Consider the following 14,901-nt stretch of genomic DNA (forward strand, 5'->3'; position numbering starts at 1 on the left):
GGGTTTTTCTCTCCCGGGATCATACTGAAACTACTGCGGATTAATCCTTCCGGTTAGCGTGCTCGACGGGAACGAACCACCAGGAGAACCACACCGAGAACCAGCACTGCCAGGGCGGCGCCAACAATTTCAATGACACGCACACCGGTGTTGGCCAGAGTCTTTTCAGCCTGAGCAGCGGCTGGGGCTGCAGAGGTCGGGGTAGCCTGCTGGCCACCACCTTGGCCTGCGGGGATACCCTTGGCCGGTGCTGCCGCTGGGGCACCACCATTACCGGCTGGGGCTGCCTGCTGCTGGCCTGCGGGCCTATTCGGGCCGGGGGCTGCGGCAGGCGCTGCGGCCGGGCCGTTGTTGGAGCTACCCACGGCGGAACTCCCCACGGCAGAGCTTCCTACTACGCCAGCGGCGAGCAACGGCACAGCCAGCAAGCCAACCCACAGCGGCAGGCCAGAGGACCCAGCGGAGGACCCCTCACTGCTTCCGCCACTGCTGCCGCCACCAGTGATGAGGAGTCCACCACCCGTGGTCTTCGGCTTACCAGTTGCGGAGTTGGTGACCTTGATGTCGGCGTTCTTATCGTTGCTGATCTTGACGGTCACGCTGTTGCCGTTCACAACAGGATTATCAACATCATCAGCGGAGTACTGCGGATCCTTGAAGGTCAGGCCACTAACCTTGGGCAGGTTCTCTTCAGAGACGGTGACGCGGGCACCAGCGGGGAGTTCCTTCTTGCTCACATAGGTCTTGTCGGCCTTGAGTTTGATGGTGTCGGTGGAGTCGAAGCGGTCGTCGTCAGCGTCAACCTTGACGGTCACCTCAAATTCCTGGTTGGCATCAATCGGAGCGGAGTCAGCAGCGATCTTCTTGGTGATCTGGTAGCCCTTGCGGGACACACCACCGATGGTGCCGGAGGCATCGTCCTTGTAGTCCACAACGTGGGTGCCAAAGTCAATGTTCTCGGCCTTTGCACCATTCTTGAACACGCCCTCAGCAACTGGGCTGTCCACGCAGGTGTGGTACTTAATGCGGTAGCCCTCATCAGACTTCCAGCCGCCCTCTGGGGGATTGACGGTCAGGTGCATGGTCTTGTTGTTGTTCTCAAAGGTCTGCGCAGTCACGCCGAGATGAGACTTTGCGTTGTTATCCAGGTCTTTGAGCACGTCAGAGGAGTTACGGAAACCCAGTGCCTGAACGCGGAAATTCCCTGGACCCTGCGGAACAATGTAGCCCTGGTCGGGTGCACACTTGAAGGTGTGTGGGCTGCTATCAGCAGGAATAGCGTCGGTGATGTGCAACGGCATGCTGGGGTTGCTGGGCAGAGACTTACCCGGCACGTAGAGGACCCAGGTGAGAGTGCGGCCGTCGTTTTCCATCCAGCCACTCTTAAAGGAGTTCTCTGGGAAGTTCTGACCACGGCCAACAATGCCCTTGTTACCAGGAACATAAGCTTCCACGGACCCCTTACCAATGGTAAAAGCGTAGGAGGTGAGGTTGGCGTTTACCCCGCGGGTGGCGGCAGCCACACGGATAGTGCCATGCACGTCATCTTTGTCAACAAAGCGGTCATCGGGGTGGCATGTCACTTCACCTTTGGCTTCATTAGCAACGCAGGTGCCGCCGGATTGACCATTGGTATCTACGAGGTCGAACTCGCGACTCTGCTTCAAGCCCAACAGCGGTGCACCATTGTCATCCTTGGGGAATTTGATGGTGAACTCATCCCCCGCCTGCACACCACCCTTGGGTGCAGACCAGTCAAATTCAACTTCCAGCCCGGACCATTCGTATAGGTTCCCGTCAGCATCAACGGACTGGGGGTAAGGCTTCAAGGTTACGTTGTCAACGCGATAACCATCATTGTTGGTGGTCTGTGCGCTGGCGGTGGGCACATAGAAGATGCTCGCCAGCACCAGCATAAGCGCAGAAAAGATACGAAGCGCCATGGATGTCTACTACCGTTTCTTACTTCATTGGATATTACCTTCTACATATTATCTTGTTAGGTAGTAAAATTGAAATCTAATCGCGCTCAATTTCGTCACAGATAGCATCCACCGCAGGATTCCAGTTGTTTGCTACCCGATAAAGTTCCCGCTGACGGGCATAATTTGGGGTCCGATAGATCATCTGTGACACGTCACACAATTGTGGGTAGCACCCTAATTTTTGGGCCGTTTCCCCCAGCTCACGCACCCACCATTCAAGGTCTTCTCTCACCAAAATCTCATCTGTGTCACGGTTTTTGATGATAATCGCATCCATCCCGTAGCGTGCGGCACGCCATTTATTTTCCTCCACATGCCACGGCTGCAGCGATGGGAGGGGTTCACCACGGTCTATTTTTTCATCAAAATACACCACGAGGCAGTGCATAAAAGCGGAAAGCGCTGCAAGTTCTATGGTGCTGCTAACAGAATCACAGACGCGTAACTCTACTGTCCCCCATTTACCCGCCGGGCGGATGTCCAGATGCATCGAACCCGTATGGTTGATCACACCAGACCGGGATTGGTCCTTCATATAAGAAGACCATTCTTCCCAGCTGTGAATCTGCGGAGGCAACCCGGCTGTGGGCAGCTGCTGGTAGAGCATGGTGCGATTCGACGCGTAGCCGGTGTCAAGGCCATTCCATCCCGGCGAGGAGGACGACAAGGCCAACATGTGCGGGTGGCAGGTCATCAGTGCATGGATCAACGGCCACACGCGGTCTTCATGCCGAATCCCCACATGGGCGTGAATTCCCCAGATCAGCATCTGGCGGCCCCAGAACTGCGTGCGCTCAATAATCTCGGTGTAGGTGCCCTTCTCCGACACGGGCTGGGTCTGCCAGTCAGAAAACGGGTGGGACCCTGCCGTCCACACCCGCAATCCCAGCTCCGCCGCAGCGGACCGCACCGCATGTAGTCCGCGTCGCAGCTCCTCCACCGCCTCTGGAACTGTCTCGCACACGGAGGTGACAAGCTCCACCGTGTTGGCCAGAAACTCCCGTTCGATATGAATATCTGGGTGGGTTTCCGCCACACGCTGAACTATCTCAGGAGCTCGGGGAACAAGGTCTCGTGTCACGGGGTCCACCAACGCCAGCTCCCATTCGAGTCCCAGCGTTGGCTTATCAGAACGGTTAAAAGGTAGCAAATCCATTATTTAAGGTCTTCGGTGATCACAAGGATGATGCCGGGCGGTGTGCTGTTTAGCCGCTCAGGGCGTGGAGCTGCGGTGATGCCCAACTGCTCGGCGAGCGCCTGCGCAGCACGCTCCTCAACGGCATTGCCCTGGGTGAAAAACACCACGGAAGCGGGCAGCACCTCGTAGGGATAATTCCCCACCTCGCCAATCGTCCACCCTTTGGCTTTGACTTGCGCAGCTACCTGCTGGGCAAGTCCTTTCACAGTCGAATTATTCAATGCGTGGACGGGCACAATCACAGCGGCCGAAGCCGTTGTGGAGGATGGTTGTGTCGTATTGCTGGTGACGGCGGCAACCGGCGTGTCCGTCGTTTGTTCAGGTTCACTGGGATCATCTCTCGTGGCAGAATATACGCCCCAGCCAGCAAGAAGTATGGCCACGGCCGCGAGAATCATAGCGAGGCCGCGAAGCGGTAGACCTGAGGTTTCATTGTTCGGCACGGTTATAGATATTAGCGGCATCTCGTGCCTCAGCGCGCATGTCACGCCGCCGCCGAAGTCGTGCCATCAGTAGTGGATGTGCGGCGTTAGCCTCCGGGACGTCGATAAGCGTGTTGAGGCGCTGATAGTAGCGTGTTGGGCTTAACCCGAGTTCCGCGCGGATGGCTTCCTCCTTGCGTCCCAGCGAGCGTGGCGCGTTTTCCTCAAACAGGAGGATGCGTGAATCAAAGTCGGAAAGCTCAGCCATGAGGATAAGACTAGACTGTTCGACTATGACTGTTCGGCCAATTGTGATCCATGGTGATCCTGTGTTACATAATCCCACGTCACCGGTGTCGGAAAGCCCCTCCGAGCTTGCCCAGCTAATCACCGACATGTACGAAACAATGGATGCGGCCCACGGTGTTGGCCTCGCCGCGAACCAAATCGGTGTGGGGAAACGTCTTTTCGTCTACGACTGCCCCGACGTTGATGGGCCAGAGGGAACCGAGAAATCCCAGGAAGACATTGATGCACAAGGTGGCCCCATGCGTCGCGGCTGCGTGATCAACCCGGTCCTGGAAACCTCCACCATCCCCACCGGCATGCCCGATGACGACGATGACGAAGGCTGCCTCTCCGTCCCAGGTGAATCCTTCCCCACCGGGCGTGCTGACTGGGCGCGGGTCACCGGCACCGACGAACATGGCAACCCCGTCACCATTGAGGGCTACGGCTTCTTCGCCCGCTGCCTGCAACATGAGGTTGGGCACCTCGACGGGTTCCTGTACACCGACGTGCTCACCGGGCGGTGGAAGCGCATGGCAAAGAAAACCATCAAAGCCAACAGCTGGACCGAACCAGGCCGCACCTGGATGCCTGGGGTTGACCCCGACCCCTTTGGCCACGACGACGTTCCTGATGATCCCCATGCGGAAAATTAGCACCCCCAGCATCGGCGACCGCGTGGTGGTTCGCCGATTCGTGCCCGACCAACCGGGAAAAGTATCGGACATTATTGGCCATGTGCTGGCCACCGAACCGCTGACGGTACGCCCCCAGGACGGCACCCCTGAGGTCATCATCCCCGTCGAACTCATCCAGATCCTCAAGATCATTCCTCCGCAGCGAGTCCGCAACTCCGACATTCGCGCTGTGGAAACCGCCACCGCCAAAGCATTTCCCGGTATTGATCACCGCTGGGAGGGGCAATGGCTGCTCCGTGCAGGCGACGGCATCACCGAACGCTCCAACTCCGCCGCACCGCTTGGGCATTCGGCCGGCCTCAGTGAAGTGCCCACCCAGGCGATTTTCGAGTTCTACCAGCATCACAACCTCCCCATCCGCATCCTCATCCCCGACCGCATCGGCAACCCGGCACGCACCCTATGCCAAGGCCCAGCATGGCACTACGGCCCGGAGATCAGCGTGATGACACGCACCCTCAACGACCTCCCCGAGGCACCTGAGGTGCGGTTCCGTCTCGACGTCCAACCCACCAAGGATTGGCTGAACCTTTACCATTTCCGCGGCACCGCGCTCCCCGAACACGCCCTCAATCTGCTGCGCACCCGCATTGACGGAACCATGGGCTTCGGCCAACTCATTGACAGTGATGGCCGCACCGTCGCCATCACTCGAGGCACCATCACCACCTCCGACGATGGGCGCACCTGGCTCGGTTATTCCGCCGTGGAGGTTGATGCCGCGTATCGACGCCGCGGCCTGGGCACCCAGCTGGGCATCCACATGCTGCATTGGGGCAAACAGCAAGGCGCGGACCACACCTACCTGCAGGTGGTCGACACCAATGTGGCGGGGATTAGTCTGTATAAGAAGCTGGGATTTGCGGAGCACCACCGCCACCGCTACGCCGAGTACCGCGCTGGATAACGCGAGTGCGGGCCGTGCGGTCGTGTGGCCCCATGCCAAACGCGTCGGTGCGGGCCGAGGCCGCAAACCAACCGGCGACCCCCACGGTGATAAACGGACCCGCGAAAGGAATGAGCGGCAATAACAGCCAGGAATTCCTGCGCGCAGCCTGTCCGAAACTCACGGGAACATCAGCGGGGCCAACCACCCGCAGACCCATCATGCGCTTGCCGATACTCCCGCCGCCCGCGTCCAAGGCGGATTGCAGGAGATAGGCGGGTACCACGCCGCCGAAGAGCAGGAACCACCACCAGGCGTTGCCAGTCGCAACGGTGATGGCGATGAGGGCGCTGATCAGCAGGGCACTGTACAGCGCGGCGTCGATAGTCAGTGCGGCGATGCGGCTACCCACTGGCGCATTGCTCACGTCCGGCGCACCCGGGTTAAGCCCAGGAGTGAAGGCGCGGTAGCGTTCCATGGTGCCGTAGCGGCGCGGGGCGTCGAAAAGTGACACCGAAAGCTGCTTCAAGCGGGAAGGACGCGGCTGGTGCGGCATGGACGTGTTCACACTACAGAAACGTTTGGCAGCAGTGATGAGTTCCCCCGAGGAGTTCCCTGAGCCGCTAGTGTGGATGACATGCGCATTGTGAACTGGAACGTCAACTCCGCACGCACTCGGGTGGACCGCATGACGGATTTCCTCCAACGTCACGACGTTGACGTGCTGGCCGTGCAGGAAACCAAATGCACCGATGCCCAGTTCCCCTACCTGGCCTTTGAAGCACTCGGCTACGAGGTGGCCCACTACGGGCTGAACCAGTGGAACGGTGTGGCCATTATCTCTCGGGTGGGCATTGACGACGTGCGCACTAGCTTCCCCGGGCAACCTGGCTTTGCCAAAGACCCCTCCGCACCCCAAGACGTGGAGGCCCGCGCCATCGGTGCCTTCTGCGGCGGCGTGGACATCTGGAGCCTGTACGTACCCAACGGTCGGGAAATAGCCGACCGACACTACGACTACAAGCTCCGCTGGCTCTACGCCCTGGGTAATTACGCCTCCACTCGCCTAGACGTACCCGCCGTGTTCCTCGGCGACTACAACATCGCGCCCCGTGATGAAGACGTGTGGGACATGGCATTTTTTGAAGGCAAAACCCACGTGACTGAGCCCGAACGCGCAGCCTTCGACGACCTGCTTGACCTTGGGCTTAGCGAAACCACACGGCAATTTACCGAGGGCGGCTACACCTACTGGGACTACAAGAGCGGACGCTTTGGCAAAAACGAAGGCATGCGCATCGACTTCCAGCTCGCCACCCCTTTACTGACACCGGTTGGCGGGTTCATTGACGTCGAGGAACGCTCCACCAAAGGCGCCTCGGATCACGCACCCGTCGTGGTGGATTATGAGGTCGGCGGGGATGCCCGTGGGGCTAGCAAGGCCAGCGGGGAAGACACGCCATGATTCATATCGAATGGTGGCAAACCACTGGCCTCATCCTCGAATACTCCATCAAGCTTCTGGCAATTGGCATCGTCCCGGAAGGCCGCCGCCCCAGCTCCTCCAGCGCCTGGTTGCTGGCCATCCTGGTGGTTCCTGTGGTCGGACTACCATTGTTCCTGCTCATGGGCAGTAAGCACATCAACGCCCGCAGGCACCGCGTGCAGCGCGAAGCCAACGCCATGATCAAAGACGTGCACGCCGACTTCCCCGACATCCCGCCCGGCGCGCGCGTCACAGACGAGCTGCTATCCATCATCCGCTTGAACCGCACCCTTACCTCCATGCCCGCTGTCAGCGGTGAAAGTCGTGGGGTACTCGCCGACTACACCGAATCGCTGCTTCGCATGGCCGAGGCCATCGACTCGGCAACGTCCTATGTACACATGGAAATCTATATTGTGGCCTGGGACAACGCCACCGATGAGGTATTTCGCGCCATGGAACGCGCCGTGCAACGCGGCGTGAAAGTGCGCCTGCTTTTCGACCAAGTTGGCTCCTGGAAATACCCCGGCTACCGGGGGTTAGGCAAACGCCTCACCAGCATCGGCGTCGACTGGCACATCATGCTGCCGCTGCAACCCTGGCGGTGGAGGTTCCGACGCCCCGACCTGCGCAATCACCGCAAACTCCTGGTTATCGACGGCCGCGTCGGCTTCATGGGGTCACAAAACCTCATTGACTCCTCTTACCTCATGTCCACCAACATCAAAAAAGGCAGGCATTGGGTTGACGTGATGGTGGAGCTCACCGGACCGATAGTCACGTCCCTGGAAATGGTATTCGCCATGGACTGGTACATGGAGAGCGAAGAAATCCTTATAGGCGACGCCGATAGTCTGCCCAACTCCCCCGCACCAGAAAACGTCCTCCAGCTCATCCCATCTGGACCCGGATACAGCACAGAACCCAACCTGCGCCTGTTCAATTCCGTGGTGCACCACGCCAAAGATCGGCTCATCCTGTGCAGTCCCTACTTCATTCCTGACGAGTCCCTGCTCGAAGCCGTCACCACCGCTTGCTACCGTGGTGTGCGTGTCGATCTGCTGGTCAGCGAAGAATCCGACCAGTTCATGGTCGGCCACGCCCAATCCAGCTACTACCAGGGACTCCTCGAAGCCGGATTGCGCATCTTCCTCTACCCCGCCCCCGACGTTCTACATAGCAAGTTCATGATTGCCGACCCGTTGGGAGTTTCCGCCGCTGTTGTTGGCTCCTCCAACATGGACATGCGCAGCTTCGGCCTCAACTACGAAATCTCCCTGCTCGTAGCCAGCGGCGACCTGATTGATTCACTCTACAATCTGGCCGAAGAGTACATGTCCGTTTCCACCGAACTCACCCTCGAAGAATGGAACAAACGCGGTTTCATCCGGCGCTACGTGGACAATGCGATGCGGTTAACGTCGGCGTTGCAGTAAGGCTATGCCAACAGCATAATTGTCTGCCTCAATGCTATATCTGCACCCTGATATGAAAACTGCTATACTGAAAATTTAAAGGTATTACTTTCACAGGGAGGACTGTCATGGCCACGTTAATTACGGGCGCATCATCGGGTATTGGCGAGGAATTTGCATACCGTTATGCCGCGCAGAAACACGACCTCATTTTAGTAGCACGAACCGAAAGCAAACTCGAAACCCTTGCCAAAAAGCTACGCACAGAATATGGCGTTACAGTAACAGTATTTCCCTGCGATCTTGCCGCGCCGGATGCAGCTGAGCGCTTATGGGAAGAAACGAACCATGCTGGCCTAGAGGTTGATGTGCTTGTCAATAACGCCGGATTTGGCACTCAGCGTGATGTTGCCGACGATGATCCAGACAGACTTGAACAAGAAGTACGGCTTAATTGTCTTGCTGTTGTGGGCCTGACGGCGCGGTACTTGCCGGCGATGCGTGAGCGTCGGAGCGGTACGATCATCAACATAGCTTCAGCTGCCGCTTTCCAGCCGATGCCTCATATGGCAGTGTACGCGGCAACCAAAGCGTTCGTTCTTTCTTTTACTGAGGCACTGTGGGCCGAAACCCGGAAAGATGGCATCCGTGTACTTGCTGTTTGTCCTGGTTCGACAGACACTCCCTTCTTTGATTCTGGCGAAGGGGTTGTCGTTGGGAAACTGCGCTCTACACGTCAGCTGCTTGATAATACGATGCGAGCCCTCAAGACCAACAAACCCAGCTTTGTAGACGGATTAGGGAACGCCATCGTAGCCCGATTTGCCGTGCGCATAGTACCTAAACGCATTATCCTTGCGGCGACTGAACGGGTATTTAGAATTAAATAACCGATTCCACTTGCAGGCATGGGATACGAACGGCCATTACAATGCCTGCCGCTGAGCTTTATGTTTGTTGTGGTCAAGCGCGAGTCCTGTTGGTTGTGCGTTCCTTCGGCGTTCACCTCGCCGCATATGCGTGAGAGAAATGAAAACCAGAACACCGAGGCACTGTTGCATGCATTTTCGTTGTTCTAGTTGCTGCTGCGCTGTGTGCGGCGAATTCTCAGCCTGACTAGGCTCATCAAACCCTATTTCTGGCCATCATCATCCCGCCCACAGCAATGGCACCACACACCGTAATGCAGATGCCGGTGGCAATGATCGGGTTGCCACCCAAGCCCACGAGCGGGCTCACCATGCCGCCCACCAGGAACTGCGCAAATCCCATGACGGCGGACCCCGTGCCGGAGCGTTCCCGCACCACACCATTGCCGAGCGCGGTGGCGTTACCCAGGATGAAACCGAGGCTGCTTGCCACAATGAACAACAGCGGCAGCACCAACCATTCCGACTGAGCCACAAGCAATAGTGCCACCCCGGACACCGCAAGTACGTAGGTTGCATTGCGTAGCAACACGTGAGGTTCCATGCGCCCCACTATCCTCGCGTTAATCATGGATCCAATGACGATACCCAGCGAGTTAAGGGCGAACACCACGGAGTACACCACGGGAGGGAGCCCGAGTTGCCCTTGAATGATAAAAGGCGAGGCAGAGATGTAGGCGAACAGCCCGCCGAATCCAAAGGAAAAGGCCAGGAGATAGCCCACGAAGCGGCGGTTGCGAAGTACGGCAACAAGGTTGCCGAAGAATGCCTTCAGCCCACCTGATGTCCGCGATTCTGCGGGCAAGGTTTCGCGGACAACCAGCACGGCGACCGCGAGCTGCAGCGCAGCGAGCCCGGTGAGCACCCAGAATAGGCCACGCCAGCCGATGGGCTCCGCAAGCAACCCACCCAGGATGGGCGCAATGACAGGCGCAAGCCCCTGGATGGTCATCATGATCGAAAACGCACGGGCGGCGCTCCGGCCGTGCGCCAAATCCGAGACGCAGGCGCGCGCAAGCACCACACACGCACCACTGCCAAGTCCAAGGATGAACCGCGCGGCAATCAGCAGGTTGATGTGCGTAGTCAGGGCACAGCTTGCCGACGCCGCGACGGACACCACCGCACCAATGACGAGGAGGCGGTGCCTGCCGCGGGTGTCGGAAAGCGCACCAACGAAAAGTTGTCCCAACGCCATGCCGACCATAAACGTTGAGAGTGTCAGCTGCACCAGGGACGGTGTGGTGTTGAGGTCGGCGGCGATAGCAGGAAACGCCGGGAGGTACATGTCGATGGCAAAGGGGCCACCTGCCGCCAGCAGCGCGAATGCCGCTAACGTGCCTCCATTGAGCCTCATGCGTCCCGCCGGTTAAGCAGCACCACACCAATCACGAAGAGTCCTACCGCCCAGGCAATGAAGTAAAACAGGCTGCCGTTGTATCCCCACGCGATGTCTGGAACATCGGTTTTGGTGTAGAAGGCGTTGAGGTTCACAAACGGCATGTAACCGTGGATTTTCGGGCCAACCTTGGGCACGATTACGAGTAGACTTTCAAGAACCAGGTACCAGATCAGCACGATGGAAACCGCGCCGGCGGTTTGACGCACCAGCCATGCCACGGCCATGGCGAAAGTGACCACCAACACAGCCTCAAGCGGGAGTGCCCACATGAGTCGGACGACGTCGTTATCAGTGAGTTTAAAGGGCGAGTCAGGCAGGATGCCTTTGGCTATTGAAAGGCTCGCAACCAAGCACAGGAAGGTTAGTATCGCTGCGAATACCGCATAGACCAACCATTTGATAAAGGCAACGTAGGTACGATTCGGGGTGGTTTGGAAGGTGGTGGCGATGAAGTTGAAGCGGTATTCGCTGGTCACCACCATGATTGCCTGGATGATCAGGATGATCAATCCGATTTGCTGAATACCACTCGCAGCATCTGATGCTGCCATAACAGCTGGCACATCAGCTTCTTGGTTTTTCTTGGCCAACACGGCGAACACACCAATGAAGCCCACGCCAAACACAATGAACAGCACAGTGGTCCACCAGAGGGAGGCGGTGGTGCGTAGTTTTGTCCACTCAGACAACGCGGTGCGCATTATTTACCTCCTTGGTATTGCACGGCATCACTGGTCATTTCCATGAACGCGTCCTCTAGGGAGGCTTTGTGCTCGGTCAATTCAGAGAGAAGCACGCCCACCGAGTAGGCGAGGGCACCGATGTCGTCGGTGGTTCTGCCCTCAATGACCAGGGTGGGACGTTTTTCCTCGTCCTGGGAGCGCTGGAACGCAATGCCTTCAGCCTGAAGCGCATTGGCAAATTCCTCATAGTGCGTGGTACGCACCACCACACTGGAGGTGGAAGAATGTTTGATGAAGTCATAGGTGGAGGAGTGGGACACCAGCTTCCCGCGACCAATGACAATCAGCTGCTCTGCGGTCTGCGACATTTCAGAAAGCAGATGGGAACTCACCAGCACAGTGCGCCCCTCTGCGGCGAGGTTTTGCAGCAGTGTGCGCACCCACCGAATGCCTTCCGGGTCCAGGCCGTTGACGGGTTCGTCAAGAATCAGGGTTTTTGGGTCCCCCAACAGTGCAGTAGCAAGACCCAGGCGCTGCCCCATGCCCAACGAGAATCCCCCGGCTTTTTTACCCGCCACTTGCGTGAGTCCCACAAGGTCCAGCACTTCATCCACCCGGGAGGTGGGAACGCCGTTGGATTGCGCCACCCACTTCAGGTGGTTAGCGGCGCTACGGTTGGGGTGCACAGCTTTGGCGTCAAGGAGCGTACCGACTTCGCGGATAGGGTGTTTCAGCTCCGAATACCGCTTCCCATCAATAAGAGCGGTGCCCGCTGTCGGGCGGTCCAACCCGACTATCATGCGCATGGTGGTGGATTTACCAGCACCGTTGGGGCCCAGGAACCCGGTGACAACACCTGGTGAAACGCTGAAAGTCAGGTCGTCCACGGCACGGACGGAGCCGTAGTGTTTCGACAGTCCATTGACTTTGATCATGCAGACCAGTGTTGCACAACATCTACATAATGGCTACATGAAAGCAAATAGCAAATTTTATGTGCATTTGATGCACCGGTACAACATAGGCATAAATGCTCACTGATAATTACGGGAAATCGGGAAATCTCCGTGTTTCGGACAGCTTTAGGGTTATCCTGAGACAATGACCGTCGCCGGACCACCAGAGACGCTTGAGACGCAGGACCACTGGCTTGACAGTGTGGGCACCTCGGAACAGCGCACCCGGCACCCCGTGATCGCACTCATCCAAGAATCGTTTGGGCAGCCTATCCAGGCGGTGCAGAAAACGGTGAGCTTCCTCAGCACCTCCCCCGGCCTCATGACCGCCATGTCCGCGATCATTGCTGTGGCCATTCTTGCTGCAGGGTGGTCCATGTCGAGCTCATCAAACGACCGCCAGGTGGCCCTACAGGAACTACTGAACAACACCGAGCCGATGTCCTATTCGGCACACAACCTATACACCTCCCTGTCCGTGGCAGACACCATGGCTACCACCGGCTTCGCACAGGCAGAAGAGGAATCATCCCGTAGCCGCGCACGGTACAACGATGCCATTCAAAAAGCCACTCTCGCGGCCACTGAAACAGCGGCCGGAGTATCGGATGTAAATACCCGCGAGTTAGCACTAATTGCGCAAATTCAACAACAGTTACCCGTTTATACGGGACTTGTAGAAGTTGCACGAACAAATAACCGTTCCGGAAACCCCGTGGGAGCCGCCTATTTGGCGGAAGCATCAGCTTTGATGCGCGAACAAATTCTGCCAGCTGCAGGGGAGTTGTTTTCTTTAACAACACAGGCGGTGACGGATCAACAGGATCGCTTCACCAAACCACAATGGATTCCCCTATCCGGCCTGGTGGTGGCGTTGGTGCTGCTTGGGGCAGGCCAATATTGGCTGACACTGCGCACCAACCGCCGCTTTAATAAGGGTTTTGTGTACGCAACCGCGTTTATGCTGATCGCGCTACTGTGGGTGTCTATGGCCAACTGGGCAACCTGGCATGCGGGTAGGAAAGGGTTTGAGGAGGCGTCCGCGCCGCTTGGTTCTTTAGCAAATTCGCGCATTGTCGCCCAGCAGGCGCGCACCGAGGAAACCCTGGCATTGATTCGTCGGCAGGATTTGGAAAGTTGGAATAACTCATTCAACGGGTCAATGCACCGGATTGAATCGGAATTGGACAGCTATTCCACCTTGTCTATCGCGTCCTCGGAGGCTAACCAGCAGAGCACGGAGGTCGCACGTGGTGCCGTTGAAAAGTGGAAGGACCATCACTCACAATTGGCGGAACTGCAGCGTGTAGGCAACTACGACGAGGCCATGGAAGTGGCTCTAGGCCCTAGCGATGACGCGTTTTCCGAATTTGATTCCAGCATGGCCTCACTGATCTCCGACGCCCGCAGCGGCCTCCGTACCTACATCGTGGATGCGCTGGTGGCCACCCGCCTTGTCTCCACCGCTGTTCTTACCCTCTCATGGCTCGCTGTGATCGCTGTGGCGCTAGGTATTCGACCACGACTCCAGGAGTACCTGTGAAACGCATACACGTTGTGACAGGCGCACTGAGCATCTGCGGGCTGCTCAGCCCCATACTCCTGTCCGGGTGTGCCGCCACCCTGGATGAGGCCCAACAACCCTGGGCGCTGTCCAGCAAACTGCCGCTTCCCGACGGTGCGCGCATGGAGGATCCTGGCAGCGAACCCGCCACAAACGTTCTGACCAGCGGACTCCGGGGGTCACTACGCCCAGATGACCGCACCCCCGAGGAACGGGTGCCGCACATCATTGAGCGCGGTCACATTGTGGTGGGGGTGGACCAGTCCCAGAACCTGCTCAGCTTCCGTGACCCCGCAACCGGGAAGATGACGGGCTTTGAGGTGGATATGGCCAGGGAGATAGCCCAGGACATATTCGGCGACCCGAACAAGGTGGACTTCCGGTTTGTCAACAGTGGTGATGCCGTCTACGCCCTGGAATCACACCAGGTGGACATAGTGATCCGGTCCATGGCTATCACCCGCAAGCGGCAAGACCAGATGACCTTTTCCACCCCGTATTTTTCAGCACGGACCCGCCTTTTGGCGTTTACTGGCTCGGGCATTAAGAGCGTGGACGATCTTCCCGGAAAAACCGTCTGTGTGCTGGACGGCTCCACGACTCTCCAGCACACTCGTAAACTCGCCCCCGAATCACCGATTATGAAAGTGCGAAGCTCAGCGGACTGTTTGGTGGCGTTGCAGCAGAATCAGGCAGATGTGATCATGTCCGACGACGCTGTGCTCTCGGGCATTGCCGCTCAGGATCCATACACCTCTATTGTGGGCGATGCGATTGCCACGGAATCCTACGGCATTGCTATGGCCACGCCGGGGGTGAAGCACAACACGGATGGGCTGGTACGCCAGGTCAATTCCACCATTGAGCGCGTCATCAACGACGGCACTTGGTGGAAGCTGTACAACCAGTGGTTGTCCCGCTACCAGGACACCCCTGGGCCACCAGCGTTGGATTATCGGAACGAAAACGGACAATAAGACCGGACAATA

Annotated in this window: 15 protein-coding genes; 7 read left to right on the top strand and 8 right to left on the bottom strand. The window is 57.9% G+C overall.

Annotated elements, in window-relative coordinates; all coding sequences use genetic code 11:
• Positions 1-53 precede the first annotated feature (53 nt).
• From CDUR_RS11695 to CDUR_RS11710, 4 genes are all read right to left on the bottom strand, one after another.
• Positions 54-1,943, bottom strand: coding sequence for a DUF5979 domain-containing protein (locus CDUR_RS11695; RefSeq protein WP_179418337.1), 1,890 nt, complete (start codon positions 1,941-1,943; stop codon positions 54-56).
• A gap of 76 nt (positions 1,944-2,019) precedes the next feature.
• Positions 2,020-3,141, bottom strand: a complete 1,122-nt coding sequence (locus tag CDUR_RS11700; protein WP_006062356.1) for a glutamate--cysteine ligase — start codon at positions 3,139-3,141, stop codon at positions 2,020-2,022.
• Positions 3,141-3,626, bottom strand: coding sequence for a LytR C-terminal domain-containing protein (locus tag CDUR_RS11705; protein ID WP_179418338.1), 486 nt, complete (start codon positions 3,624-3,626; stop codon positions 3,141-3,143). The genes CDUR_RS11700 and CDUR_RS11705 overlap by 1 nt, the downstream gene beginning before the upstream one ends.
• A complete protein-coding gene (locus CDUR_RS11710; protein ID WP_040358929.1) occupies positions 3,613-3,873 on the bottom strand; it encodes a DUF3263 domain-containing protein in 261 nt (86 codons plus the stop codon). Before CDUR_RS11710 ends, CDUR_RS11705 begins: the two co-directional genes overlap by 14 nt.
• Positions 3,874-3,898: 25 nt before the next feature.
• Between CDUR_RS11710 and CDUR_RS11715 the strand changes: the two genes are divergently transcribed.
• Positions 3,899-4,549 carry a peptide deformylase gene (locus tag CDUR_RS11715; RefSeq protein ID WP_179418339.1) on the top strand — a complete coding sequence of 217 codons (651 nt, stop codon included), beginning with the start codon at positions 3,899-3,901 and terminating at the stop codon, positions 4,547-4,549.
• Positions 4,527-5,498 (top strand): N-acetylglutamate synthase, CG3035 family, encoded by a 972-nt coding sequence (locus CDUR_RS11720; RefSeq protein WP_179419135.1) that lies wholly within the window; start codon positions 4,527-4,529, stop codon positions 5,496-5,498. The genes CDUR_RS11715 and CDUR_RS11720 overlap by 23 nt, the downstream gene beginning before the upstream one ends.
• Here the strand turns inward: CDUR_RS11720 and CDUR_RS11725 are convergent.
• Complete coding sequence (locus CDUR_RS11725; RefSeq protein ID WP_290207747.1) at positions 5,428-6,045, bottom strand: RDD family protein; 618 nt, start codon at positions 6,043-6,045, stop codon at positions 5,428-5,430. The two genes, CDUR_RS11720 and CDUR_RS11725, sit on opposite strands and share 71 nt — an antisense overlap.
• A gap of 69 nt (positions 6,046-6,114) precedes the next feature.
• On the opposite strand from CDUR_RS11725, the gene CDUR_RS11730 reads away from it, so the two are divergent.
• The 3 genes from CDUR_RS11730 (at position 6,115) to CDUR_RS11740 (ending at position 9,268) form a co-directional block, all read left to right on the top strand.
• Positions 6,115-6,942: an exodeoxyribonuclease III gene (locus tag CDUR_RS11730; RefSeq protein WP_179418341.1), complete on the top strand. Its 828-nt coding sequence runs from the start codon at positions 6,115-6,117 to the stop codon at positions 6,940-6,942.
• Entirely contained in the window at positions 6,939-8,399 is a 1,461-nt protein-coding gene (gene cls, locus CDUR_RS11735; protein ID WP_179418342.1) for a cardiolipin synthase, read from the top strand. Before CDUR_RS11730 ends, cls begins: the two co-directional genes overlap by 4 nt.
• Before the next feature lie 107 nt (positions 8,400-8,506).
• The gene (locus CDUR_RS11740) at positions 8,507-9,268 is read left to right on the top strand and encodes an SDR family NAD(P)-dependent oxidoreductase (RefSeq protein WP_179418343.1); all 762 of its coding nucleotides are present in this window, start codon (positions 8,507-8,509) and stop codon (positions 9,266-9,268) included.
• A gap of 235 nt (positions 9,269-9,503) precedes the next feature.
• Here the strand turns inward: CDUR_RS11740 and CDUR_RS11745 are convergent, their stop codons facing one another.
• From CDUR_RS11745 to CDUR_RS11755, 3 genes are read right to left on the bottom strand one after another with little or no spacing between them, the layout of a single operon-like run.
• Positions 9,504-10,664 carry a multidrug effflux MFS transporter gene (locus CDUR_RS11745; protein ID WP_179418344.1) on the bottom strand — a complete coding sequence of 387 codons (1,161 nt, stop codon included), beginning with the start codon at positions 10,662-10,664 and terminating at the stop codon, positions 9,504-9,506.
• On the bottom strand, positions 10,661-11,410 hold the full coding sequence (locus CDUR_RS11750; RefSeq protein ID WP_179418345.1) for a multidrug ABC transporter permease: 750 nt from the start codon (positions 11,408-11,410) through the stop codon (positions 10,661-10,663). Before CDUR_RS11750 ends, CDUR_RS11745 begins: the two co-directional genes overlap by 4 nt.
• The gene (locus tag CDUR_RS11755; protein WP_179418346.1) at positions 11,410-12,327 is read right to left on the bottom strand and encodes an ATP-binding cassette domain-containing protein; all 918 of its coding nucleotides are present in this window, start codon (positions 12,325-12,327) and stop codon (positions 11,410-11,412) included. Before CDUR_RS11755 ends, CDUR_RS11750 begins: the two co-directional genes overlap by 1 nt.
• 166 nt (positions 12,328-12,493) lie before the next feature.
• Here CDUR_RS11755 and CDUR_RS11760 point away from each other — a divergent pair, with 166 nt between their 5' ends.
• Entirely contained in the window at positions 12,494-13,891 is a 1,398-nt protein-coding gene (locus tag CDUR_RS11760; RefSeq protein WP_179418347.1) for a GlnX family signal transduction membrane protein, read from the top strand.
• Positions 13,888-14,889 (top strand): glutamate ABC transporter substrate-binding protein, encoded by a 1,002-nt coding sequence (locus tag CDUR_RS11765; protein ID WP_179418348.1) that lies wholly within the window; start codon positions 13,888-13,890, stop codon positions 14,887-14,889. Before CDUR_RS11760 ends, CDUR_RS11765 begins: the two co-directional genes overlap by 4 nt.
• The last annotated feature ends 12 nt before the right edge of the window (positions 14,890-14,901 follow it).

Source organism: Corynebacterium durum, assembly GCF_030408675.1.
In the GTDB taxonomy this organism is placed as follows: Bacteria; Actinomycetota; Actinomycetes; order Mycobacteriales; family Mycobacteriaceae; genus Corynebacterium; species Corynebacterium durum.